The 22,050-nt window shown below is 62.3% G+C and carries 21 protein-coding genes; 10 read left to right on the top strand and 11 right to left on the bottom strand.

What is annotated here, in order from left to right:
- Positions 1-13: 13 nt before the first annotated feature.
- From C4Q27_RS24995 to C4Q27_RS25010, 4 genes are all read right to left on the bottom strand, one after another.
- Positions 14-568: a DUF2589 domain-containing protein gene (locus C4Q27_RS24995; protein WP_010953797.1), complete on the bottom strand. Its 555-nt coding sequence runs from the start codon at positions 566-568 to the stop codon at positions 14-16.
- A 75-nt stretch (positions 569-643) separates the two neighbouring features.
- Positions 644-1,288, bottom strand: a complete 645-nt coding sequence (locus C4Q27_RS25000; protein WP_064490732.1) for a DUF2589 domain-containing protein — start codon at positions 1,286-1,288, stop codon at positions 644-646.
- A 65-nt stretch (positions 1,289-1,353) separates the two neighbouring features.
- On the bottom strand, positions 1,354-1,734 hold the full coding sequence (locus tag C4Q27_RS25005; RefSeq protein WP_010953799.1) for a Mor transcription activator family protein: 381 nt from the start codon (positions 1,732-1,734) through the stop codon (positions 1,354-1,356).
- Between the two features lie 251 nt (positions 1,735-1,985).
- The gene (locus C4Q27_RS25010; protein WP_104887519.1) at positions 1,986-2,444 is read right to left on the bottom strand and encodes a hypothetical protein; all 459 of its coding nucleotides are present in this window, start codon (positions 2,442-2,444) and stop codon (positions 1,986-1,988) included.
- 151 nt (positions 2,445-2,595) lie between these two features.
- Here C4Q27_RS25010 and C4Q27_RS25015 point away from each other — a divergent pair, with 151 nt between their 5' ends.
- Complete coding sequence (locus C4Q27_RS25015; RefSeq protein WP_003248064.1) at positions 2,596-2,784, top strand: hypothetical protein; 189 nt, start codon at positions 2,596-2,598, stop codon at positions 2,782-2,784.
- Between the two features lie 36 nt (positions 2,785-2,820).
- On the opposite strand, the gene C4Q27_RS25020 is transcribed toward C4Q27_RS25015, so the two are convergent.
- Positions 2,821-3,195, bottom strand: a complete 375-nt coding sequence (locus C4Q27_RS25020) for a hypothetical protein (RefSeq protein WP_010953802.1) — start codon at positions 3,193-3,195, stop codon at positions 2,821-2,823.
- A gap of 217 nt (positions 3,196-3,412) precedes the next feature.
- On the opposite strand from C4Q27_RS25020, the gene C4Q27_RS25025 reads away from it, so the two are divergent.
- The gene (locus C4Q27_RS25025) at positions 3,413-5,704 is read left to right on the top strand and encodes an acylase (protein ID WP_177410046.1); all 2,292 of its coding nucleotides are present in this window, start codon (positions 3,413-3,415) and stop codon (positions 5,702-5,704) included.
- A gap of 81 nt (positions 5,705-5,785) precedes the next feature.
- Here C4Q27_RS25025 and C4Q27_RS25030 read toward each other — a convergent pair whose 3' ends face one another.
- Entirely contained in the window at positions 5,786-6,508 is a 723-nt protein-coding gene (locus C4Q27_RS25030; protein ID WP_104887521.1) for a UDP-2,3-diacylglucosamine diphosphatase, read from the bottom strand.
- Entirely contained in the window at positions 6,505-7,005 is a 501-nt protein-coding gene (locus C4Q27_RS25035) for a peptidylprolyl isomerase (protein ID WP_010953805.1), read from the bottom strand. The genes C4Q27_RS25030 and C4Q27_RS25035 overlap by 4 nt, the downstream gene beginning before the upstream one ends.
- 248 nt (positions 7,006-7,253) lie before the next feature.
- Here C4Q27_RS25035 and C4Q27_RS25040 point away from each other — a divergent pair, with 248 nt between their 5' ends.
- Together C4Q27_RS25040 and cysS are read left to right on the top strand one after the other, a co-directional pair.
- Positions 7,254-8,957 carry a glutamine--tRNA ligase/YqeY domain fusion protein gene (locus tag C4Q27_RS25040; RefSeq protein WP_010953806.1) on the top strand — a complete coding sequence of 568 codons (1,704 nt, stop codon included), beginning with the start codon at positions 7,254-7,256 and terminating at the stop codon, positions 8,955-8,957.
- A gap of 9 nt (positions 8,958-8,966) precedes the next feature.
- Positions 8,967-10,349 carry a cysteine--tRNA ligase gene (cysS, locus tag C4Q27_RS25045; protein ID WP_104887522.1) on the top strand — a complete coding sequence of 461 codons (1,383 nt, stop codon included), beginning with the start codon at positions 8,967-8,969 and terminating at the stop codon, positions 10,347-10,349.
- Between the two features lie 315 nt (positions 10,350-10,664).
- Here cysS and C4Q27_RS25050 read toward each other — a convergent pair whose 3' ends face one another.
- The 3 genes from C4Q27_RS25050 to csiR all read right to left on the bottom strand — a co-directional run bounded on the left by C4Q27_RS25050 (position 10,665) and on the right by csiR (position 13,484).
- A complete protein-coding gene (locus C4Q27_RS25050; protein WP_104887523.1) occupies positions 10,665-12,056 on the bottom strand; it encodes a HAMP domain-containing sensor histidine kinase in 1,392 nt (463 codons plus the stop codon).
- Entirely contained in the window at positions 12,034-12,714 is a 681-nt protein-coding gene (locus C4Q27_RS25055) for a response regulator transcription factor (RefSeq protein ID WP_010953809.1), read from the bottom strand. The genes C4Q27_RS25050 and C4Q27_RS25055 overlap by 23 nt, the downstream gene beginning before the upstream one ends.
- Before the next feature lie 74 nt (positions 12,715-12,788).
- Entirely contained in the window at positions 12,789-13,484 is a 696-nt protein-coding gene (gene csiR / locus C4Q27_RS25060) for a DNA-binding transcriptional regulator CsiR (protein ID WP_010953810.1), read from the bottom strand.
- A 194-nt stretch (positions 13,485-13,678) separates the two neighbouring features.
- Here csiR and glaH point away from each other — a divergent pair, with 194 nt between their 5' ends.
- The 6 genes from glaH (at position 13,679) to proP (ending at position 21,342) form a co-directional block, all read left to right on the top strand.
- On the top strand, positions 13,679-14,656 hold the full coding sequence (gene glaH, locus C4Q27_RS25065; protein ID WP_010953811.1) for a glutarate dioxygenase GlaH: 978 nt from the start codon (positions 13,679-13,681) through the stop codon (positions 14,654-14,656).
- A 114-nt stretch (positions 14,657-14,770) separates the two neighbouring features.
- The gene (lhgO, locus tag C4Q27_RS25070) at positions 14,771-16,021 is read left to right on the top strand and encodes an L-2-hydroxyglutarate oxidase (protein ID WP_064490701.1); all 1,251 of its coding nucleotides are present in this window, start codon (positions 14,771-14,773) and stop codon (positions 16,019-16,021) included.
- A 151-nt stretch (positions 16,022-16,172) separates the two neighbouring features.
- Positions 16,173-17,564: a GABA permease gene (gabP, locus tag C4Q27_RS25075; protein ID WP_064490700.1), complete on the top strand. Its 1,392-nt coding sequence runs from the start codon at positions 16,173-16,175 to the stop codon at positions 17,562-17,564.
- Between the two features lie 87 nt (positions 17,565-17,651).
- Positions 17,652-18,545: a PA4780 family RIO1-like protein kinase gene (locus tag C4Q27_RS25080; protein WP_064490699.1), complete on the top strand. Its 894-nt coding sequence runs from the start codon at positions 17,652-17,654 to the stop codon at positions 18,543-18,545.
- 161 nt (positions 18,546-18,706) lie between these two features.
- Entirely contained in the window at positions 18,707-19,681 is a 975-nt protein-coding gene (gene hemB, locus C4Q27_RS25085) for a porphobilinogen synthase (protein WP_020192985.1), read from the top strand.
- Between the two features lie 158 nt (positions 19,682-19,839).
- Positions 19,840-21,342: a glycine betaine/L-proline transporter ProP gene (gene proP, locus C4Q27_RS25090; protein WP_064490698.1), complete on the top strand. Its 1,503-nt coding sequence runs from the start codon at positions 19,840-19,842 to the stop codon at positions 21,340-21,342.
- Here proP and C4Q27_RS25095 read toward each other — a convergent pair whose 3' ends face one another.
- The gene (locus C4Q27_RS25095) at positions 21,343-22,044 is read right to left on the bottom strand and encodes a YoaK family protein (protein WP_104887524.1); all 702 of its coding nucleotides are present in this window, start codon (positions 22,042-22,044) and stop codon (positions 21,343-21,345) included.
- Positions 22,045-22,050: the final 6 nt, after the last annotated feature.

A 22,050-nucleotide genomic window follows, 5' to 3' on the forward strand; every position in this document is an offset into this window, starting at 1 on the left:
AGCGTGGCGGCCATCAACGGACGGTGGCCGCCTCGATGAACTCGTTGGTGTCGGGTGAGGGTGGTGGGGTGGTGGCGCGTACCGGGACGATCAGGTTGGTGTATTCCTCGATCAACCGGTTCAGGGCCTCTGGCGGTTCGCTTGCCTGGAACTGCATGCGGATCTGCACTTCGTCCGGGTCGCGGTTTTCGCCCTGACGGCCTTGGCCGCCAATGGTGACCTTGAAGCTCGCGGCCTTGCTCTCGCTTGCGGTCAGCAGTGCCTGCTGCGCCTCGGTGCCTTTGACCCTTACCGACAGGTCGACCTGCATGCGCTCAAGGGCCAGGCCTTTCGGTGACACCAGCGCAAACAGGGGGACGCGCATGATGTGCTGCCCATCCATGGCCACCTCGACCATCTTGGCTTTCATGGGGGCGCCCAGCGCCTCGGTGTCGCACTCGAAAAACTGGTCGAACAGGTTGATGTACTGCTGGGCAATCAGGCTGTTGGTGGCACTGGCGGCTTCTTGCAGGCCACGGGTAATTTCACGCAGGTCAATGGAGGTCATGGGGGCGGGGGGCTTTTGCAATGATTCGACTCCTCAGGCCAGGGTGTGCCCCTCCCACTACCGGCAGGAGGGGCTGTCGGGTCAAGTGCCAGTGTCTTACGGGGTCGCCAGGTTCGCAGGCGCGGGCCGTTTCAAGGTATCCGCCTGGGATATTTCGTCCGGGCTTTCCAGTTCGGCGGTTCGGACAACGGTTGGCTTGGTCGCGGCATCAGTGAGGAACTCGATTACCCTCATCATCGCTTCGGGCGGTTCCTGACGCTTCAGGGTCGTGTTGAAGGCATAGCGGGCGCGGGTATCTGTTTTGCGGGTTTGCGTGGATTTGTGGCTCACGCTGCCTTTCACGTTCAGCCTGAACGGCCCCCATCCGAGTGAGCCGGTAACTTCTGCATTCATGTCCTTGCTGGAAACATCTTCCGACATCTGGTTGATAACCAGCTCGAACTCTACAGTGCCCTCTTCGATGGAAATGTTCGGGTGGGTAATGGCCGCCATCAGCGGCACTTTCATGGTCTTGCTGACCACGCCTTTGTATTCGCCCTGTTCGTCGACGATGGTTTCGTCGTAGTCGAACTGGATGGCCACTGCCTTGCCATCCTGGACGCATACCTGCATCAGGAAGTCGGCGTACGATTTGCTGGCGGTGACCTGCGCCTGGACCATGGCCTGCAAGGGACCGGCGATCATGCGGTCCATCGGCAGGGCATTGATCACGGAGCCTATAAGGCTGTTATCTATCGACATATCGGGAAGCTCGCTCTGTGTAGTGGGTTAAGGCAGCCGCGAATAGCTGCCAAGGTGTTCGGGCGTCAGCGCTCGCAAAGCTCCTGGCGCCGGATGTTGCCGATCTGCCGCAGGCTCAGGCCGTACTTGTTGGCCAGCAGGCTGCGGGACAAACCGTTGGCGCTTTCCTTCTGGATCTGCTGGTTGCGCAGCTGACGCAGAAAGTGGTCAGCCTTGGGGATCTCCAGGGCGACCCCGGCAAAGCGCTTGATCAGTGCGTCAAGCGCTTCGGCCGGCAGCACGTCAGCGAGCTTGGTGCGCTCGCGGTGCTTGGGGATGTACTTGGGCCTGCCGCCGTAGGCGCAGGTCAGTTGGTAGGCGTTTTCGATGCCGATACAGTCGATCAGGGCCTGCAGCGAGTGGGGCAGTTGGCTGATATCGATCTGGCTCAAATCTGGCATTTGCATATGGCGCTCCTTCGGGGTGGATGGGATGTGCGACCCGATCACCCGCGGCGTTGTGTCGAAGGTGTGAGCAAATTCTGTGCGACAGCCGAGGCGCGTCGCTAGGCGGCATATGGGTTGGGGGTTGTAGCTTCGGTGAACAGGATTTGCAGGCAGCGATATCTGGCGCTGTAGGAAATGGCGTGGACATCTGGCTGCGCCTCCTGGTTTCCTGTCGGGGCGCTCGCGATGATGCGCAGTGGGTACAGCACCCCTCAATCGCACGGGTAGCTGCTCAGCAAACTGGCGCTACCCAGATAGGCTTGAGGGGTGGCGCGCATGCCCGGCGGCAACGTGCGCCAATCGACCAGCAGGCACAGCGCGTGCAACGGCTGGCCGTTGCGCTGGCCGATGACCTGGTCGGCAAAATGGCGGCGGTACAGTACCTGGGTCTGATTCAGTGGCTGTGCCTGGTCGGCCTGCGCCAGCGTTTGTCGGGCCAGGCCGGGCAAGCGGGCTGTGGGCACGCTGAAATGTACCGGTGCGGCGTCGGTCTGCAGGTAGCCGGCCTGGCGTACGCGTTGCCACAGTTGTTGCCATTGGCTGGCACCGGCATGGGTGGCCAACTCGCGGCCCAGTTCGAGCAGGTGTTCGGTCGGCGTCTGCTGGGTGTCCAGTGCATGAAGGGAGAGCGGGGTCAGTAACAGCGATGCGAACAGCAGGGGTTTGTACATGGTGCCTCCGGCGTGGGTGCTAGGAAGCCCCATGCTTTCAGGCTGACGTCACCCCACCCAGCAGGAAATCCAGCGCCGGGGGCGGTGACCGTTGTATCATTGCCGCGGCTCGTTGCGAGCCATTTGCCCCTGATGTTGCAAGGAACATTCGATGACACACGTGCAGCGCCTCAAATATTCACTTCTGATCATCCTGGTGGTACTGGGCCTGATGCTGGGCCTGTCCCACCTGCAGAAGCAGGGCACGATCAGTGAGCAGACCTTCCAGATGCTGGCCATCGCCATTGCCGTGGTGGTCGTGGTGATCAACGGCATTCTGCGGCGCAAGGTCAAGCCCTGATCTGCGCGGGCCGGCCAGGTATGGCCGGCCATGCGCTCAACGCGAGGGTGTTTGCTCCAGTACGGCGCGCGCCTGGGGGTTAAGCCTGTAGCACTTGTCGCTACCCAGTTGTATGACGCCTTCGGTGCACAGGCGCTTGAGCACTTCACGCACACTGAGGAACGACAGCGGGATATCCAGTTGTTCCAGTTGTGCGTGCACCCCGCGCACGCCAATACTGCGGCCATTGCGGTCGGCGGCGTGCAAGGCGTCGATAACCTTGAGGCGGATCAGGCTGGTGCGCAGGCCGAAGGTGCGCAACAGCTCGCGGATCTGTTCATTGCCGATTCGTTCTTCGGCAAACACGTCCTGTCCCTTGGACGTTTTGCCTGGGACGCGCCCGGCCTGGACCGAGGTTTGCGGGTTGTACATGCGAATGCTCCTTTTCGTGGACGAACCCGAAATGTGGGTGGCTCACTTACTAGGACGAATGAGCACGCAAAAACTGCAACCCATTCGTGAAAAAAATGCCTGTTTCTCATCAAGACGTTCCATCGCCTTGTAATACGTAAAATATTCATCTGGCCATTCGTCTGATCGGGATGACCCCCGAACCCGAGGAGTGCCCGTGTTTCCACTTTGCCGTCCCATGACCTGCGCCGGCCTGGCCGCTGCCCTGGTGGCCTTCAGCGTCGGTGTGCAGGCGCAGCCCGCGCCAGCCGATGCCAGTGCCCAGATCCGTTACACCCGTTACGGCGTACCGCATATCGTGGCCAAGGATGAGCGTGGCCTGGGCTATGGCGTGGGCTATGCCTACGCCCAGGACAACCTATGCCTGCTCGCCAATGAAGTGCTGACCGTGAGCGGTGAGCGCTCACGTTATTTCGGCGCCAAGGGCCAGACCCTGGAGCAGCGTGACAACCTGGCCAGCGACCTGTTCTTCACCTGGCTCAATAGCCCAGCGGCGGTCGATGCCTTCCTGCAGGCGCAACCCGCGCCGGTGCAGGCATTGCTGGCGGGTTACGCCAGCGGCTACAACCGGGCGTTGGTCGAACGCCGTCGTCAAGGGCTGCCCGCCGAGTGTGGCGATGGTGAGTGGGTGCGCCCCATCAGCAGCCAGGATCTGGTCAAACTGACCCGCCGGTTACTGGCCGAAGGCGGTGTCGGGCAGTTCGTCGAGGCGTTGGCAGGGGCGCAACCGCCAACGCTGGCCGGTCAGCAATCGTCAGCGGGCTTTGCCACCGCGCTGGTCCGGCAGGAGCGGTTCGCCGCGGAGCGTGGCAGCAATGCAGTGGCAGTAGGCGCGCAGCGCTCAGCCAATGGCCGCGGCCTGTTGCTGGCCAACCCGCACTTCCCGTGGATGGGCGGCATGCGCTTCTACCAGATGCAACTGACCATTCCCGGTCAGCTCGATGTGATGGGCGCGGCGTTACCAGGCCTGCCGGTGGTCAACATTGGTTTCAACCAGCACCTGGCGTGGACGCACACCGTCGACACCTCCAAGCACTTCACGCTCTACCGCCTGCAACTCGACCCCAAAGACCCGACCCGCTATGTGCTCGATGGCAAGTCGCTGCCGATGGCCCGGCAAACCATCCGTGTCGCGGTCAAAGGCACGGATGGCAGCCTGAGCCAGATTGAGCGGCAGGTCTACAGTTCGCAGTTCGGCCCGGTGGTGCAATGGCCAGGCCGCCTGGACTGGGACGCGCAGGCAGCCTACAGCGTGCGAGACGCCAACCTTGAGAACTCGCGGGTGTTGCAGCAGTGGTTCCAGATCAACCGAGCCGACAGCCTGGCGGCATTGAAGGGATCGGTCGAGCAGTTGCAAGGTATCCCTTGGGTCAACACGCTGGCCGTGGATCAGGGAGGTCGGGCCTTGTACCTGAACCAGTCGGTAGTGCCCTATGTTGACCAGCAACTATTGGATACCTGCAGCAACCCGCAGGCGCAAGGGCGCCTGGTGGTGCTGGACGGCTCGCGTAGCGCATGCCAGTGGAAGGTTGACGCGCAGGCGGCGCAACCGGGCATCTTCCCGGCGCGGCTGCTGCCAAGCCTGGAGCGTGAAGACTTCGTACAGAACTCCAACGACCCGGCCTGGATGGCCAACCCGGCGCAGCCGCTGACCGGCTACTCGCCACTGGTCAGCCGCAATGACCAACCACTGGGCATGCGTGGCCGCTTTGCCTTGCAACGCCTGCAGGGCAAAGCCCGGTTAGGTGTAGATGAATTGCAGCGCATGGTCACCGATGACGAGGTGTACCTGGCCAGCCTGGTATTGCCAGACCTGCTGCAATGGTGCAAGGGCGCCGGCGCAGATGTGCAGGCCGTGTGCAGCAGCCTGGCCGCCTGGAACGGCAAGGCCGACCTCGACAGTGGTATGGGCCTGGTGCACTTCCAGAACCTGTTCAATGCGCTGGCCGAGCACCCGGAAAGCTGGCGAGTGGCATTCAACCCGGCCGACCCGCAGCACACCCCGCGCGGCCTGGCTGTCGAGCAGGCGGCGGTAAGCAGGCTGGTTCATCAGGCAGCACTGGCGTCGCTCAAGCAGGTCAGTGAAAGTGGCGTGGCCGGGGAAGCGCGCTGGGGGCAGGTGCAACAGGCCCTTGATGGTACGCCGGTACCGGGCGGCCCGCAGGCGCTAGGGGTGTACAACGCGATCTACAGCGTGCCGCACGGGCAGGGCAAGCGGCTGGTGGTGAGTGGCACCAGCTACCTGCAACTGGTCAGCTTTACCGACAAGGGGCCAGAAGCCCGTGGCCTGCTTGCGTTTTCCCAGTCGAGTGAGAAGGCTTCGGCGCATGCCAGTGACCAGACCAAGGCATTTGCGGCCAAGCAACTGGCGCTGATCCCGTTTACCGAGGCGCAGATCAAGGCAGACCCTGAGTACCGGGAAGTGGTGATCAGTGAGCGGGACAAGGGGGCGGTAGTCAGCCAGCCCTGAGGCGTCAGCCTGCGCCGGCCCATTCGCGGGTAAACCCGCTCCTACAGGGGCCTGCGGGCTTGCCCGCGAGACCCTGTAATGTCAGGAAAACTCGAACGGCGCCAACTGAAAGCCCTGTTCGTCAACCTGCAAGGCCCAACCGCGGCGGTCCCAGTCGCCCAGCACGATACGCCGTGCCGGCTGGCCATCGACCATCAGCTTGTGAATCGCTGGCCGATGGGTATGGCCATGCACCAAGGTGCGTACGCCATGCGCCGCCATCACCTTGGGGACTTCTTCCGGCGTGACGTCGACGATTTCGGTGGACTTCATCCGCACTTGCGTGCGGCTTTCGCTGCGCAGCTTGCGGGCCAGCTTGTAGCGGGCCGACAGCGGCAGGTGGCGCAGGATCCACAAGCTCAGCGGATTGCGCAGCAGGCGGCGCATCTTCATGTAGCCCAGGTCGCGGGTGCACAGGGTGTCGCCGTGCATCAGCAGCACCTGTTCACCGCCCAGCTCGATCACGCTGGGGTCGCTCAACAAGGTGCAGCCAGCGGCATCGCAGAAGGCCTGGCCAATCAGGAAGTCACGGTTGCCATGCATCAGGTAGATGGCCGTGCCACTGTCGCTCAGCCGGCGCATGGCCTGGCAGATCGACTGCTGGAAGGGCGTCATGGCATCGTCGCCAATCCACGCTTCGAAGAAGTCACCAAGGATGTACAGGGCCTTGGCGTGGCGGGCGCGGCCATCGAGCAGATCAAGAAACGCCCGGGAAATATCCGGGCGTTCTTCTTGCAGGTGCAGATCAGAGATCAGCAGAATCACTCAATGATCTCGGCTTTCTCGATGATCACGTCGTCCTTCGGTACGTCCTGGTGGCCAGCTTTGGAACCGGTGGCCACTTTTTCGATGGCGTCGACCACTTCACGGCCTTCGATCACTTCACCGAATACGGCATAACCCCAGCCTTGCACGTTCTTGCCGCTGTGGTTGAGGAAGTCGTTGTCGGAGGCGTTGATGAAGAACTGCGCCGAGGCGGAGTGCGGCTCCATGGTACGGGCCATGGCAATGCTGTACTTCTTGTTCTTCAGGCCGTTGTCGGCTTCGTTCTGGATGCTGGCGCGGGTTTTCTTCTGGCTCATGCCAGCCTCGAAGCCGCCGCCCTGGATCATGAAGCCTTTGATCACACGGTGGAATACGGTGCCATTGTAGTGGCCGTCCTTGACGTACTGAACGAAGTTTTCGGTAGTCAGCGGCGCTTTCTCGGCGTCCAGTTGCAGGACGATGTCGCCGTGGTTGGTGCTCAGTTTGACTTTGGACATGCTGAAACTCGCTCTTTCAAGGCAATCAGAAATTAGGGTGCGCAGGGCGCGGGTTATCACCAGACGCAGGATCAGGCGATCGCGACACATGGCGCGCACTGGCCATTTTGCCAGGCTGCGGCAAAAAGCCGTGATAAATCACATCAGTTTGTCCGGGCGCGGCTGTCAGCAGCTTGACTGCTTCGGCTATGATAGGCCCTTTGATTCAATCGGCCTACCCAGGCTGGACACACGCATTCAAGGATCCTATGAGCAAGCCCACTGCCGACAACGCGCCCAACGCCGCTGCCAAAGGCGCCCCCGCTGTCCCTGCGAACTTCCTGCGGCCGATCATCCAGGCCGACCTGGACTCGGGCAAGCACAGCAGCATCGTCACCCGTTTCCCGCCGGAGCCCAATGGTTACCTGCACATCGGCCACGCCAAGTCGATCTGCGTCAACTTCGGCCTGGCCAAGGAATTCGGCGGCGTCTGCCACCTGCGTTTCGACGATACCAACCCGGCCAAGGAAGACCAGGAGTACATCGACGCCATCCAGAGCGATGTCAAATGGCTGGGCTTCGAGTGGGGCGGCGACGTGCGTTACGCCTCCGACTACTTCGACCAGCTGCACGACTGGGCGGTCGAGCTGATCAAGCGCGGCAAGGCCTACGTCTGCGACCTTACTCCCGAGCAAGCCAAGGAATACCGCGGCAACCTCAAGGAACCGGGCAAGAACAGCCCGTTCCGCGAGCGCAGCGTGGAAGAAAACCTCGACCTGTTCGCCCGCATGAAGGCCGGCGAGTTCAAGGACGGCGAGCGTGTGCTGCGGGCCAAGATCGACATGGCCTCGCCAAACATGAACCTGCGCGACCCTATCCTGTACCGCATTCGTCATGCCCACCACCACCAGACCGGCGACAAGTGGTGCATCTACCCCAACTACGACTTCACCCACGGCCAGTCGGATGCCATCGAGGGCATTACCCACTCGATCTGCACCCTGGAGTTCGAAGGGCATCGTCCGCTGTACGACTGGTTCCTCGACAACCTGCCGGTGCCGGCACACCCGCGCCAGTACGAGTTCAGTCGCCTGAACCTGAACTACACCATTACCTCCAAGCGCAAGCTCAAGCAGCTTGTGGACGAGAAGCACGTCGACGCCTGGGACGACCCACGCATGTCGACCCTGTCCGGCTTCCGTCGCCGTGGCTACACGCCGGCTTCGATCCGCAACTTCTGCGAAATGATCGGCACCAACCGTTCCGACGGTGTGGTCGACATGTCGATGCTCGAGTTCAGCATCCGTGACGACCTGGACCGCACCGCGCCACGCGCGATGTGCGTGCTGCGCCCGCTGAAGGTGGTCATCACCAACTACCCGGAAGGCCAGGTCGAGCAGCTTGAGCTGCCACGTCACCCGAAGGAAGACATGGGCGTGCGTGTGCTGCCGTTCTCCCGCGAGCTGTACATCGACCGCGACGACTTCATGGAAGAGCCGCCGAAGGGCTACAAGCGCCTGGAACCGGCCGGTGAAGTGCGCCTGCGCGGCAGCTACGTGATTCGTGCTGACGAAGCGATCAAGGACGCCGACGGCAACATCGTCGAACTGCGTTGCTCGTACGACCCCGACACCCTGGGCAAGAACCCTGAAGGCCGCAAGGTCAAGGGCGTGATCCACTGGGTGCCGGCCGAAGGCAGCGTCGAGTGCGAAGTGCGCCTGTACGACCGCCTGTTCCGCTCGCCGAACCCGGAAAAGACCGAGGAGGGCGGCAGCTTCCTGGACAACATCAACCCTGCTTCGCTGCAAGTGCTCAGCGGTTGCCGTGCCGAGCCGTCGCTGGCCCAGGCGCAGCCCGAGGACCGCTTCCAGTTCGAGCGCGAAGGCTACTTCTGCGCCGACCTGAAAGACAGCCAGCCGGGCCGCCCGGTGTTCAACCGCACTGTCACCCTGCGTGACTCCTGGGGCAGCTGAGGAACCGCCGTGCTTACCATCTACAACACCCTGAGCAAAGCGAAGGAAACCTTCAAGCCGCTGGATGGCAACAAGGTGCGCATGTACGTGTGCGGCATGACCGTGTACGACTACTGCCACCTGGGCCATGGCCGCAGCATGGTGGCCTTCGACCTGGTCACCCGCTGGCTGCGCAAGAGTGGCTATGAGCTGACCTACGTGCGCAACATTACCGACATCGATGACAAGATCATCAACCGGGCCAACGAGAACGGCGAAAGTTTCGACGCCCTGACTGCCCGCATGATCGACGCGATGCACGAAGACGAGCGCCGCCTGAACATTCTGCCGCCAGACCAGGAGCCGCGTGCCACCGACCATATCGCCGGCATGCACGCGATGATCCAGACGTTGATCGACAAGGGGTACGCCTACGCGCCAGGCAATGGCGACGTGTACTACCGGGTTGGCAAGTTCGTTGGCTACGGCAAGCTGTCGCGCAAGAAGATCGAAGACCTGCGTATCGGTGCACGCATCGAGGTCGACGAAGCCAAGCAGGACCCGCTCGACTTCGTCCTGTGGAAGGGCGTCAAGCCGGGCGAGCCGAGCTGGGAATCGCCATGGGGCCCGGGTCGCCCGGGCTGGCACATCGAGTGCTCGGTCATGTCCACCTGCTGCCTGGGCGAGAGCTTCGACATTCACGGTGGCGGCAGCGACCTGGAATTCCCGCACCACGAGAACGAGATTGCCCAGAGCGAGGCGGCCACCGGCAAGCAGTACGCCAACGCCTGGATGCATTGCGGCATGATCCGTATCAACGGCGAGAAGATGTCCAAGTCGTTGAACAACTTCTTCACCATCCGCGACGTGCTCGAGAAGTACCACCCGGAGGTGGTGCGCTACCTGCTGGTGGCCAGCCACTACCGCAGCGCGATCAACTACTCGGAAGACAGCCTGCGTGACGCCAAGGGCGCGCTGGAGCGCTTCTACCACGCCCTGCGCGGCCTGCCACGGGTGGCGGCCAAGGGTGGCGAAGCGTTTGTCGAGCGCTTCAGCGTGGCGATGAACGACGACTTCGGCACCCCCGAAGCCTGTGCCGTCCTGTTCGACCTGGTGCGCGAGATCAACCGCCTGCGCGACAGCGACGTGGAGGCTGCTGCTGGCCTGGCCGGTCGACTGCGCGAGCTGGGTGATGTGCTGGGTGTGCTGCAACTGGAGGCCGATGACTTCCTGCGTGCTGGTGCCGAAGGCAAGGTCGATGCGGCTGAAGTCGAGGGCTTGATCCAGGCGCGCCTGAAGGCGCGTGCGGACAAGAACTGGGCCGAGTCCGACCGCATTCGCGATCAGCTGACCGCCATGGGTGTAGTGCTGGAAGACAGCAAGGGCACGACTACCTGGCGCCTGGCTGACTAAAGCAACTGGGGCTGCGTTGCAGCCCTTCGCGGGCATGCCCGCTCCCACAGGTTGGCGCGACATTTCAAGTGTGCGCTATCTCTGTGGGAGCGGGCATGCCCGCGAAGGGCCGCAAAGCGGCCCCAGCTTTTATTTGCCTAGGCCCGCAAGCGGGCAGTGCAATACCAGCCTGGCCCCACCCAATTCGCTTTCGCCGATCTCCAGCCCGAAGCCGCATGGCGGTGGCCTCCCACAGGGATAGCGCACACTTGAAATGTCGCGCCAATCCTGTGGGAGCGGGCATGCCCGCGAAGGGCCGCAAAGCAGCCCCAGCTTTTATTTGCCTAGACCCGCAAGCGGGCAGTGCAATACCAGCCTGGCCCCACCCAGTTCGCTTTCGCCGATCTCCAGCCCGAACCCATGCAGGTCGACGATCGCTGCCACGATCGACAACCCCAGCCCGAAGCCGGCATGGCGGTGGCCCTCATCGCTGCGATAGAACCGTTTCAGTACAGCCGTGCGCTCGGCTTCGGGAATACCAGGCCCGCTATCCTCGATCGCCATGTGCACGCCGCTGTCATCCTGCGTGGCGGTGATGCGCACCCGACCACCCTCGGGCGTGAACTTGATCGCGTTGCCCACCAGATTCGCCAAGGCCTCGAACAGCAGTTCGCGGTCGCCGTGCAACGCCGGTAGCTGCGCAGGTTGGTGCAATTGCAGTTGAATGCCGCCATCCTCGGCCAATGGCAGGTAAAAATCATGCAGTTCTACCAGCAGCTCATGCGGGTCAAGCTGGATGAAGCCGGCGCGGCGCTGGCGGTCTTCCAGCTCGCTGATGCGCAACAACCCGCGAAAGCGCGCCATCAAGGTGTCGGTTTCGCCAATGGCCTGGTCCAGCGCTTCGGCTTGCGCAGAATCCACGTCGCTTTGCTGGCGAATACGGTACAGCTGGGCGCGCAGGCGGGTCAGCGGTGTGCGCAGGTCATGGGCAATGTTGTCGCACACACCCTTGACCTCATGCATCAGCCGTTCGATACGGTCGAGCATGGCATTGACGATCGCCGCAAGCATGTCCAGCTCGTCGCGGCGGGCCGACAGTGGCAGGCGGTGGGTCAGGTCGCCGGCGACGATCAGTTCGGCCTGGGCCTGGATCGCCCGTATACGCTTGAGCGGCCTGCGCCGTAGCAGGTACCAACCGGCAAAACCCGGGATCAGGGTCAGCGAGATGCCCCAGAGCAGGGCGTGCAGGATGATTCGGGTAACCACGAACAGCGAGCCATTGTCACGCACCAGCACCAGCCACCGGCCATCCTGTACCTTGATTGCCACCGCGTCGCAGCTGTCGCGGGGCATGCGTGGGTCGTCGGCATCCAGGCAGCGTTCCAGCTCATGGATCTTGCCATCCAGTCTGAGCTCTGGGGGCAGGGCTCGCACGGTGCCGCCAATCGGGTTGAGCTGGCTATCGAACAGGCCGTAGGCGTCAAAGCTGCGCTCCTCGAAGGCCTGGCTGGCAATCAGGGCGTCGTCCAGTTGCTTGCCGCTCATGTGGGCGAACAGGTGCTGGCGCTGCAGCATGGAATGACGGGTGAGTTTGTTCAGGTAGCTGGAGACCTCGAAGTACAGCACCCCCATGAGGATGCTGCTCCAGGCCACGAACAGAAAGCTGTACAGCGCCAGCAGGCGGCTGGTAGAAGAACTCCAGCCTTTAGACGGGTTCAGCAATGGCATAGCCGGAGCCCCGTACCGTACGGATCAGCGGCGACTGGCCGGGTGAGTCGATCTTCTTGCGCAGGCGGCCGATGTGCACGTCGATCAGGTTGGTGCCCGGGTCGAAGTGATAGCCCCAGACTTCCTCGAAAATCATCATCCGCGTGATCACCTGGCCGCTGTGGCGCATCAGGTACTCCAGCAGCTTGTACTCGGTGGGCAACAGGTTGAGGGTGTTGTCACCGCGGCGCGCTTCGTGGCTGATCAGGTCCAGCTGCAGATCGGCAACCTGCAAGCGGGTCTGGGTCGTGGGTACGCTGTTACGGCGCAGCAATACCTCGACTCGCGCGGCCATTTCGTCGGAGGCGAACGGCTTGGTCAGGTAGTCGTCTCCGCCGGCACGCAGGCCGCGCACCCGCTCATCGACGTCGGAGAGGGCGCTGATCATCAGGATCGGCGTAGCGATCTTGAGGTTGCGCAGGGTGGTGACGATGGTCAGGCCGTCGACCTCGGGCAGCATGCGGTCCAGGGTGATCAGGTCGTAGCCGCCCGCAATGGCTTTGGCCAGGCCTTCACGGCCATTGTCGGCCCAATCCACTTCCAGACCGTGGCTGGTCAGTTCGGCGACGATTTCCTGGCCGGTGACGGCGTCGTCTTCGATGGTCAGTACGCGAGGCATGCTGGTTCCTGGGCATCTAATGGAGATCTGATTGTGCCAAAGAATAGACAACCGGCGATTTAAGAAAAATTCATCTAGCGGGCACCGATGCCTTCGGCGTGCATGATCTGCGCAATGATCGGTACCGGTGTCATCAGGTGCGAGCGCATCATGGCGCTGGCGGTTTTGGCATCCCGGGCGAGGATCACCTCGACCAGTGCCGCATGCTCCTGGCGCTTGAGCGCCAGCGCCTCTTCGGAAAACACCGTCTGCGTCAGCCACAGGTGGCGGTAGCGCTCGGCCTGGTCGAACAGGTAGGTGCGTGCCTGCAGCAGGTGCTTGGAGCCGCAGCCCGAGGCAATGGCAGTATGGAACGCCTTGTGCCGCTCGTCCCACACATCCAGCCGCTGCTCGCGGGTTTTTACTTCCACCACCTTGGCCAAGGTATGCGAGTGGGCCAGCACCGATGCCTCCCAGGCGTCATCGCCGCGCTCGATGGCCAAGGCAATGATCATCGCTTCCAGGTTGGCGCGGGCGTCGTAGATGTCGTTCATCTCATCCAGCGACATGGGCGCTACCCGGTAGCCTTTCTGGCTGATCGCGTTGACCAGGTGCTCGGCCACCAGTTGCGACAGTGCTTCGCGCAGCGGGCCCACACCCAGGTCGTAGCGTTCCTTGAGGGTGCTCATCAACAGCTTTTCACCGGGCTTGAACACCCCGCGGATGATGTCCTTCTTGAGCCTCTCATACCCGCTGAATGCTGAGTTTTGTCGGGGGGCGAGCGCTTCCAAGATCCTGTTCCTCAAAACGTTTTGCCGATCATACCGAAACCCTCTGCCGACGAAAAACAATGGACAAACACGATAATTGTCGCTGAAACATAAAAATGTAGACATTTTAAGTTAGTGGCGATATTTTTATCTCGCCCGCACTGATCCAGGTCATGACCGGACGGCGCCACCTACTTTTTAGCCAGGACACTGCCATGAACGCCTTTACGCAGATCGACGAACTTGTCATGCCACTGCCTCTCGAACCGCAGGGCTACACCATCGCCCCCTCGAAACAGTCGCCGCGCCTGCTGGAACTGACCTTTGCCCGGGAAACCGTCGAAGCGTTCGTGCAGGCCGTTGCCCAATGGCCGGTGCAGGCATTGGAGTACAAGTCGTTCCTGCGTTTTCGTGTAGGCGAAATCCTTGACGAGCTGTGCCAGGGCACGCTGCGTCCGGTGCTGCTCAACACCATCCTCGACCGTGCCACAGGCGGTATGCTGATCACCCCGATCGGCCTGGATGACGTGAGCCAGGCCGAGGACATGGTCAAGTTCACCACCGCCTGCGCTCACCTGATCGGCCGTTCCAACTATGACGCCATGAGTGGCCAGTTCTATGCGCGCTTCGTGGTGGTCAACAGCGACAACTCCGACAGCTACCTGCGCCAGCCCCACCGGGTCATGGAGCTGCACAACGACGGCACGTTCGTGAACCAGATCACCGACTACGTGCTGATGCTGAAGATCGACGAAAAGAACATGGAAGGCGGCAACTCGCTGCTGCTGCACCTGGACGACTGGGAGCAGTGCGAGGCGTTCTTCCGTCACCCTCTGGCCCGCCGCGAAATGCGCTGGACCGCACCGCCGAGCAAAAAGGTTGCCGAAGATGTGTTCCATTCGGTATTCGACACTGATGCCGAAGGCCGGCCGACCATGCGCTACATTGACCAGTTCGTGCAGCCGGAAAACTACGAGGAAGGTATCTGGCTGAACGCCTTGTCCGAGTCGCTGGAAGGCAGCGGCAAGAAGGTCTCGGTACCGGTAGGCGTAGGCAGTTTCCTGCTGATCAACAACCTGTTCTGGCTGCATGGCCGCGATCGCTTCACCCCGCACGAGGGCCTGCGCCGCGAACTGATGCGCCAGCGTGGTTACGTCGCCTTCCCCAAGCCGCTGTACCAGCGCGGGCAATAATGACAGGGCGCGGGGCGGGCGCCCGCCCACGCGTTTTTGCACAAAACTATGCCACCAGGCCCCGTGCGGGCTTTGGTGAGCCTGCCAGGCAATGCCTGCGTGTGAGGTAAGGCTGTGTACGATTTCATCATTATTGGCGGCGGGATTGTGGGCATGTCCACGGCCATGCACCTGATCAAGGTCTACCCGGACGCGAAGATGCTCCTGCTGGAGAAAGAGTCTGGCCCGGCCCGCCATCAGACCGGCCATAACAGCGGCGTGATCCACGCCGGCGTGTATTACACCCCCGGCAGCCTCAAGGCGCGCTTCTGCCTGGAAGGCAACAAGGCGACCAAAGCCTTCTGCACCCAGCACGGCATTCGCTTCGATGAGTGCGGCAAGCTGCTGGTAGCCACCAACGATCTGGAAATGCAGCGCATGAAGGCGCTGTGGGAGCGTACGGCGGCCAATGGCCTGGAACGCTACTGGCTGTCGGCTGACGAGTTGCGCGAGCGTGAGCCCAACATCGTCGGTATGGGGGGCATCTTCGTGCCGTCCAGCGGCATCGTCAATTACGCCCAGGTGACTGCTGCGATGGCCGCAGAGTTCCAGCGTGCCGGTGGCGAAATCCGCTATGGCGCCGAAGTGGTCGGCCTGCAGGAACAGGCAAATGAAGTGATCGTGCGCACCCAGCGTGATGAATTGCGCAGCCGTTTCCTGGTGACCTGCTCGGGGCTGATGGCTGACCGCGTGGTGGGCATGCTCGGGCTGCGTACCGAGTTCGTGATCTGCCCGTTCCGTGGCGAATACTACTTGCTGCCCAAGCAGCACAATCAGATCGTCAACCACCTGATCTACCCGATTCCCGACCCGTCGATGCCCTTCCTGGGGGTGCACCTGACCCGCATGATCGATGGCACCGTCACCGTAGGCCCCAACGCTGTGCTGGCGATGAAGCGCGAGGGCTACCGCAAGACCGATGTCAGCCCCAGCGACCTGTTCCAGACCCTGACCACGCCCGGCATCCTCAAGGTGCTGGCGAAGAACTTCCGCCCGGGCCTGATCGAGATGAAGAACTCGCTGTTCAAGGGTGGGTACCTCAAGCAGGTGCAGAAGTACTGCCCGAGCATAACCAAAGCCGACCTCACGCCTTACCCGGCCGGCGTGCGTGCCCAGGCGGTGTCGCGCGACGGCAAGCTGATCGACGATTTCCTGTTCGTCAACACCGCGCGCAGTGTCAACGTGTGCAACGCACCGTCGCCAGCCGCGACCTCGGCCATACCGATCGGCGCCTACATCGTCGAGAAAGTGTGCGAGCAGGTTGGCCTGCAGGGCGGCAGCTTCCCCAAGGCCGACCGGTCGGCCAACCATAGGGCCGCCAGCTGACCCCCCGGTAACACCTTCTGCGGTTTCGTTTTACTCAACCCGTACTGCCCTGCTCACCATTCAGGGCAGGGCGGGCTTTTTTCGCGCCTGCGTCGGTGACGTGCAGCCGGCGGCCCCTGCGTGGGCATGACAAAAACAACAAGGTAGCGCCATGCAAACCCACAAGAACAATTTGAGTCATGGATTGAAATCCCGGCATGTCACCATGCTGTCCATTGCCGGCGTGATCGGCGCCGGGCTGTTTGTCGGCTCTGGCCGCGCCATCGCCGAAGCGGGGCCTGCCACCATCCTGGCCTATATCCTGGCGGGCGGCCTGGTGGTGCTGGTCATGCGAATGCTGGCTGAAATGGCTGTTGCCTCCCCGGACACCGGCTCGTTTTCAACCTACGCTGACCTCGCCATCGGCAAATGGGCCGGTTACACCATCGGTTGGCTGTACTGGTGGTTCTGGGTGCTGATCATTCCGATCGAGGCCAATATCGCCGCTACCATCATCAACTCCTGGGTCCCGCAGCTGGAGATCTGGGTGTTGTCGTTGGTGATCACGTTGCTGCTGACGGCCACCAACCTGTTCAGCGTGAAGAATTACGGTGAGTTCGAGTTCTGGTTGGCACTGGTCAAGGTGGTGGCCATCGTCAGCTTCATCGCCCTGGGTGTTTGCGCCATTTTCGGCCTGTTGCCGGGGTCCGGCGTCAGCGGCGTCTCGCGTTTGTGGGATACGGGGGGCTTCATGCCCAACGGCTTTGGTGCGGTGCTGAGCGCGATGCTGATCACCATGTTCTCGTTCCTCGGGGCCGAGGTGGTGACCATTGCTGCGGCTGAATCCGACGAGGCGGGCAAGCATATTTCCAAGGCTACCAATTCGGTGATCTGGCGGATAACGCTGTTCTACATCCTGTCGATCTTCATCGTCATCGCACTGGTACCGTGGACCGACCCACGCCTGGCGACCGAAGGCTCTTATGTCACGGTGCTGGACACCCTCGGCGTGCCAAATGCCAAGGCCATCATCGACTTCGTGGTGCTGACGTCGGTGACCAGCTGCCTCAACTCGTCGCTGTACACCGCCTCGCGCATGGTCTATTCGCTTAGCCGCCGTGGTGATGCCCCGGCCTGTGCCCAGATAACCAGCCGCAGTGGTACACCCGTGGTGGCAGTCTTGTTGTCGACGGGGGCTGCATTCCTGGCGGTGATCGCCAACTACCTGGTGCCGGCCCAGGTATTTGGCTTCCTCATGGCAAGCTCCGGTGCCATTGCCTTGCTGGTGTATCTGGTCATCGCCATTTCCCAGCTGCGCCTGCGCCAGCGCCTGACGGCACAGGGCAAGACACTGGGTTATCGCATGTGGCTGTTCCCGTGGCTGACCTGGGGGGTGATCCTGTTCATCAGCGGTGTACTGGTATTGATGCTGTTCCGCCCGGATCATCGCCTGGAAGTGGTCTCGACGATGGTGCTGGCGGTGTTGGTGGTGTGCTCGGGGGTGCTGGTGACCCGGCGCCGGGCGCGTGGCGGGGCCGTGGCTGGCGTGGGGCAGGGCGCCTGATTCGTCCGGCCTGAAGACAGACGAGCAAGACGCATCAGGCTGTGAGAGGATGTCCGCCAACAAAGCCAGGACCCTGAACGCAGCCTGATGAAGACACCTAAAAGAATCGAACCGTTGATCGAAGACGGCCTTGTCGACGAAGTACTACGGCCGTTGATGAGTGGCAAGGAAGCCGCTGTGTACGTGGTGCGCTGTGGCAGCGAGGTACGCTGCGCCAAGGTCTATAAAGAAGCCAACAAGCGCAGTTTCCGCCAGGCCGCCGAATACCAGGAGGGCCGCAAGGTACGCAACAGCCGTCAGGCCCGGGCCATGGCCAAGGGCAGCAAGTACGGCCGCAAAGAAGCCGAAGATGCATGGCAGAACGCCGAAGTGGCAGCGCTGTTCCGTTTGGCCGCCGCCGGGGTGAGGGTGCCCAAGCCTTACGACTTCCAGGACGGCGTGCTCCTGATGGAGCTGGTCACCGATGCCGATGGCGATGCGGCCCCACGGCTGAACGACGTACACCTCGAAGCGGAGGATGCCCGCGCGTTCCACGCCTTCGTCATTCGCCAGGTCGTGCTGATGCTGTGTGCCGGAATGGTGCATGGCGACCTGTCCGAGTTCAACGTGCTGCTCGGCCCGGACGGGCCGGTGATCATCGACCTGCCGCAGGCAGTGGATGCAGCCGCCAACAACCACGCCTTCAGCATGCTGCAGCGCGATGTGGACAACATGGCCCATTATTTCGGGCGCTTTGCCCCGGAGCTGAAAAGCACCCGCTATGCGCAGGAGATGTGGGCGTTGTACGAGGCCGGCGAGTTGCTGCCCGACAGCCCGTTGACCGGGGTGTTCGAGGATGACGAACATGAAGCTGACGTAACCGGGGTGATGCGCGAGATCGACGCCGCCCGGATGGACGACGCTCGCCGCCGTGCAGCACGCGCCGAGGCCGAGCATGGGGCGGCCAAGGCAGAGGAGGTAACGCCGCCCTGGCTGCAGTAGTTTATTCCTGTACCGCCTCTTCGCGGGTTTACCCGCGAAGAGGCCAACACAGGCAAACCCCGGCCGTTGCCATTGACGCAAGACACAATCTCGTCATTTAGCCTTTTCACTGGCGCGCGACAGGCATAAGGTATACGCCGTTCAAATTCCCTGGAGCTGTCATGTCCAACCAATTCCCGTCCGTTCGTCCCCGCCGCCTGCGGCAGAACGAGTCCCTGCGCACGATCTTCCAGGAAACCGAGTTCCGCCTTGAAGACCTGATCCTGCCGATCTTCGTCGAAGAGGGCATCGATGATTTCGTGCCGATCACCAGCATGCCTGGTGTCAACCGTATCCCCGAGAAGCTGTTGGCCCAGGAAATCGAGCGCTATGCCCGCGCCGGTATCAAGTCGGTGATGACCTTTGGCGTATCGCACCACCTGGATGCCGATGGCAGCGACACCTGGAACGAAAACGGCCTGGTTGCGCGCATGTCGCGTATCTGCAAGGACACCGTGCCGGAAATGGTGGTGATGTCCGACACCTGCTTCTGCGAATACACCAGCCACGGCCACTGCGGCGTGCTGCATGACCATGGCGTGGACAACGACGCCACCCTGGCCAACCTGGGCAGGCAGGCAGTCATCGCCGCTGCTGCCGGTGCCGACTTCATTGCCCCCTCGGCGGCGATGGACGGCCAGGTGCAGGCTATCCGCAGTGCCCTGGACGGTGCTGGCTTCCACGACACCGCGATCATGGCCTACTCGACCAAGTTCGCCTCGTCGTTGTATGGCCCCTTCCGTGAGGCCGGCGGCACCGCACTGAAGGGCGACCGCAAAAGCTACCAGATGAACCCGATGAACCGCCGCGAAGCGGTGCGCGAGTCGCTGCTCGACGAGCAGGAAGGGGCGGACGTGCTGATGGTCAAGCCGGCCGGTGCCTATCTTGATGTGATCGCCGACATCCGCGCCGCTTCGCGCCTGCCACTGGCGGCGTACCAGGTGAGTGGCGAGTATGCGATGATCAAGTTCGGTGGGCTGGCCGGTGCCATCGACGAAGGCCGGGTGGTGCGCGAAAGCATTGGCGCAATCAAGCGTGCCGGTGCCGACCTGATCCTGACCTACTTCGCCATGGACCTGGCGCGCGAAGGTATCTGAAGCCAGGCCTTGGTCATGAAAGCCGCTGCCATTGCAGCGGCTTTTCTTTGGGCGCCGTTGAATAGTGCCGCAAACGCACAAAAAAACAGTAAGCGCTGAATTATTTAGTGTCCTGCTGTATCTGATCCCTTAGAGCATTCATCGACAGGGATACGGGTATGAAACCTCGCAAGAAAAGCGTCCAGCCAATCGGCCTGAAGGACATTACCATCGTCGACGACGCCAAGATGAAGAAGGCGATCACAGCCGCCGCGCTGGGCAACGCCATGGAGTGGTTCGACTTTGGGGTATATGGCTTCGTCGCTTATGCCTTGGGCAAGGTGTTTTTCCCCAACGCCGACCCCAGCGTGCAAATGATCGCGGCCTTGGCCACCTTCTCGGTGCCGTTCCTGATCCGGCCTCTTGGCGGGTTGTTCTTCGGCGCCTTGGGCGACAGGTTCGGGCGGCAGAAAATCCTCGCCGCGACCATCGTGATCATGTCCCTGAGCACCTTCGCCATCGGCCTGATACCGTCCTATGCAAGCATTGGTATCTGGGCGCCGATCCTGTTGCTGCTGGCCAAGATGGCCCAGGGCTTTTCGGTGGGTGGCGAATACACCGGTGCCTCGATCTTCGTTGCCGAGTACGCGCCTGACCGCAAGCGCGGCTTTCTCGGCAGCTGGCTGGATTTCGGTTCGATTGCCGGCTTTGTCCTGGGCGCAGGGGTGGTGGTGCTCATTTCCACGGTGCTGGGTGAAGAAAAGTTCCTCGAATGGGGCTGGCGCCTGCCGTTCTTCCTGGCCCTGCCGCTGGGCATCATCGGCCTTTACCTGCGCAATGCGCTGGAAGAAACACCTGCGTTCCAGCAGCACGTCGACAAGCTGGAGCAGGGCGATCGTGAAGGCCTGGCGTCCGGGCCCAAGGTGTCGTTCAAGGAGGTGGCCACCCAGCACTGGCGCAGCCTGGTGACCTGCATCGGCGTGGTGATTGCCACCAACGTCACCTACTACATGCTGCTTACCTACATGCCCAGCTACCTGTCGCACAACCTGCACTATAGCGAAGACCATGGCGTGCTGATCATCATCGCGATCATGGTCGGCATGCTGTTCGTGCAGCCGATCATCGGCCTGCTCAGCGACAAGTTTGGCCGACGGCCGTTCATCATCGTCGGCAGTGTCGGCCTGCTGGCCTTGGCCATTCCGGCATTCATGCTGATCAACAGTGGGGTGCTTGGGCTTATTTTCGCCGGCCTGCTGATCATTGCCGTGCTGCTGAACTTCTTCATCGGCGTGATGGCCTCGACGCTGCCGGCCATGTTCCCCACGCACATCCGTTACAGCGCCCTGGCCAGCGCCTTCAACATCTCGGTGCTGATCGCCGGCCTTACCCCAACCCTCGCTGCGTGGCTGGTGGAGACCACAAACGACCTGTACATGCCTGCCTATTACTTGATGGTGATCGCTGCTGTCGGCCTGGTCACCGGCCTGACCATGAAGGAAACCGCCAACAAGCCCCTGCGCGGCGCCGCACCCGCGGCGTCAGACATCGAAGAGGCGCGTGAACTGCTGCAGGAGCACCACGACAACATCGAGCAGAAGATCGAGGACATCGATGCGCAGATCGCCGAGTTGGAAGCCAAGCGCGAAAAACTGGCACAGCAGCACCCGCGTATCGAATGATCAGCGCGGCATGTAGCCACGCTGCCAGGAACGCGGTATGAACCGCGATACCAGTGCCAGCACGCAGGCCAGCGCACAGCTGCCGGCCAGCGCCTGCAGGCCCAGGTGTTGTTGCAACCAGGCGCCGAGCGCGGCGCCCAGCAACATCCCGGCCCAAGGTACCAACTGCACCCGCCAGCCATTGCGCCGCTCGCCCAGCAGCCAACGCCCCAGGCCGCGGCCGAAACGCGACAGGGCGCCCGTTACGTAAGTCAGGCCGATGGGCAGGCCATTCACCTGCTCGACTACTGCATTGATCATGCCCATGGCCAGCGTGGCCGCCAACAGCGCAGGGAAGGTGACCGGCAGCGGCCACGCTGCCGCGAAAGCCAGCAGTGCGGCAACCACCAACAACACCGGCCAGGCTCGACGGCGCAATCCGTGAGCCAGGAGCACACCCAGCGCATTGCCCGCGACAAAGCCCAGTACCGCGCCACTGAGGCGTAGCACCAGGGCCAGGTCTGCTTCACTGATGGCCACCGCCAGGCGTGTGGTGTTGCCACTCATGAACGACACGAAATCGCCCAGTGCCAGCAAGCCGATGGCATCGGTCATGCCGGCCAGCACCGACAGGGCGGCGACCAGGCCGAGGCCGACGCGACCACGCATTACCTGCAGGCGCAAACGCCTGGCTGTGCGCGCGGGGAGGGCGTTAGGGAGCATGTGCAG

The sequence above is a fragment of the Pseudomonas sp. SWI36 genome (assembly GCF_002948105.1).
GTDB lineage: Bacteria > Pseudomonadota > Gammaproteobacteria > Pseudomonadales > Pseudomonadaceae > Aquipseudomonas > Aquipseudomonas alloputida.